Annotated in this window: 1 protein-coding gene; it reads right to left on the reverse strand. The window is 70.3% G+C overall.

Going from position 1 to position 2,808, the window contains the following annotated elements:
* Positions 1-2,808, reverse strand: a 2,808-nt coding sequence (locus GTW40_RS00670) for a type I polyketide synthase (protein WP_161178173.1), incomplete at both ends; no start/stop codon positions are given.

A 2,808-nucleotide genomic window follows, 5' to 3' on the forward strand; every position in this document is an offset into this window, starting at 1 on the left:
CGCCACCTCGAACGCGAACAACGCCGGCTGGGCAAACCCCGTCTCATCCAGACCCTCACCACTGGCCACCACATCCCGCAGGGGACGCGGCAACAACGGGTCCAGCCCTGCGCACACTTCATCGAACGCCCCCGCGAACACCGGGAACGCCTCACCCAACTCCCCACCCATACCGACCCGTTGAGCACCCTGACCGGTAAACACAAACGCCGTCCGCCCCCGCCGCACACCCGACGACACACCTGCGCCGTCGGCCAGCGCCCTCAGCCCGGACAGCAGTTCATCGCGGGTGCTGCCGACGACCGCGGCACGCCGCTCCAGCGCGGCACGGGCCATGGCCAGGGAGTAGCCCACGTCGATGGGGTCGAGTTCGGGGCGTCCGGTGAGGTGCTCGTGCAGGCGTCGCGCCTGGGCGCGCAGGGCCGTCTCGTCCCGCCCGGAGACGAACCACGGCACCGGGTTCACCGGGCCACTGTCGACGCGCTCGGGCTCGGGGTCGGGGTCGCCCTGCTCGATGATGACGTGCGCGTTCGTACCGCTGATCCCGAACGAGGACACCGCGGCCCGGCGAGGACGGCCGGACTTCGGCCACTCCCGTGCCTCCGTCAGTAGCCGCACCGCACCCGTGTCCCAGTCCACGTGCGGCGACGGCTCGTCGGCGTGGAGGCTCTTGGGAAGGGCCGCATGGCGCATGGCCTGTACGACCTTGATGATGCCGCCGACGCCTGCGGCGGCCTGGGTGTGGCCGATGTTGGACTTCAACGAACCGAGCCACAAAGGGTGTTCATTCGGGCGGTCCTGGCCGTAGGTCGCGAGCAGCGCGTGCGCCTCGATCGGATCGCCCAGCACCGTGCCCGTACCGTGCGCCTCCACCGCGTCCACATCCGTGGCCCGCAGACCGGAGTTGGCGAGGGCCTGCCGTATGACGCGTTCCTGCGCCGATCCGTTGGGCGCGGTGAGGCCGTTGGACGCACCGTCCTGGTTCACCGCGGAGCCGCGAATGACCCCCAGCACCTGGTGACCGTTGCGCCGGGCATCGGACAACCGCTCCACGAGCAGCAACCCCACACCTTCCGACCAACCGGTGCCGTCCGCCGCAGCCGAGAACGACTTGCACCGCCCGTCCGGCGCGAGCCCACGCTGCCGCGAGAACTCCACGAAAGCCTGCGGTGTGGACATGACGGTCACGCCACCGGCGAGCGCGAGATCGCACTCCCCCTGTCGTAGCGCATTGGCGGCCAGATGCAGCGCCACCAGCGACGACGAGCACGCCGTATCCACCGTCACCGCCGGACCCTCGAACCCGAAGGTGTACGACAGCCGCCCGGAGGCGATGCTGCCGGCGGTGCCGCCCGCCCGATAACCCTCCAGTTCCTGCGGGACGGAGCCCGGTCCGGAGCCGTAGTCGTGGTACATCACGCCGGTGAACACGCCCGTACGGCTGTTCCTCAGGGACGCGGGCACGATCCCCGCGTTCTCCAGCGTCTCCCAGGCGGTCTGGAGGAGCAGTCGCTGCTGCGGATCGGTCGCCAGGGCCTCACGCGGGGACATACCGAAGAACCCGGCATCGAACTCGTCGGCGTCGTAAAGGAAGCCACCGTGTCGGGTGTACGACGTGCCCGTGCGGTCCGGATCCGGGTCGTACAACGCATCCACGTCCCAGCCCCGGTTCACCGGGAACTCCCCCACCGCGTCCACACCCTCGGCCACCAGCCGCCACAGATCCTCCGGCGACGCCACACCACCCGGATAACGGCACGCCATCCCCACGATCGCGATCGGCTCGTCCGAGGACGTGGAGGACCGCTCCCGCACGGCAGTGGTGGTTCCGGCGCGTTCGCCGGACAACCGCTCCAGCAGGTGGGTGACGAGGGCCGCGGGGGTGGGGTGGTCGAAGACCAGGGTGGTGGTCAGGCGGAGCCCGGTGGCGGTGCCGAGGCGGTTGCGGAGTTCGACGGCGGTCAGGGAGTCGAATCCCATGTCCTGGAACGGCCGGTCGGTGTCGAGGTCGTTCGGGGCCTGGTAGCCCAGGACTTCGGCCACCTGCGTGCGGACCAGCTCGGCCACCGACCGTGCACGCTCTTCGGGCGACAGACCGGACAGTTGCCGCCCGAGGGGTGTCGTCCTGGCGGACGAGGAGGCGGAGGTGCCGCGTGCGCGCCGGGGCCGGGCGGGTACGAGCTTGCGGAGGATGGGGGCAGGGTCGTCCTGGGCCCGCAGGGCGGCCGTGTCGAGGCGGGTGATCGCGACGACCGTTTCACCGCTCTCCAGAGCCGCATCGAACGACCCCATCGCGTCCTGAGAGTCCAGTGGGCGCAATCCCAGCCGCGACAAGCGCCGCAGGTCAGCCTCCGCGAGGTGACCCGTCAGTCCACTCGACTGCTCCCACAGACCCCAGGCCAGTGAGACACCCGGCAATCCGGCAGCCCGCCGGAACTCCGCCAACCCGTCCAAGAACGCGTTACCCGCCGCATAGTTCGCCTGACCGGCCGTCCCCAGCACACCGGCCAGCGACGAATACACCACGAACGCCGACAGATCGCACGACCGGGTCAGCTCATGCAGATTCCATGCCGCGTCCACCTTCGGCCGCAGAACGCGCTCCAACTGCCCCTCGGACATGCCCGCGACGACACCGTCATCCACCACCCCCGCCACATGGACCACCGCCGACAACGACGTCTCCACTCCGGCGAGAACCCTCGCCAGCGCCTCCCGGTCCCCCACATCACACGAGGCGAAGGACACCTCCACCGCCCCGAGACCCAGCAGCTCTTCCCGCAGCTCCTCCGCGCCCGGCACATCCCC

The organism is Streptomyces sp. SID4985 (assembly GCF_009863025.1).
Taxonomy (GTDB): Bacteria; Actinomycetota; Actinomycetes; order Streptomycetales; family Streptomycetaceae; genus Streptomyces.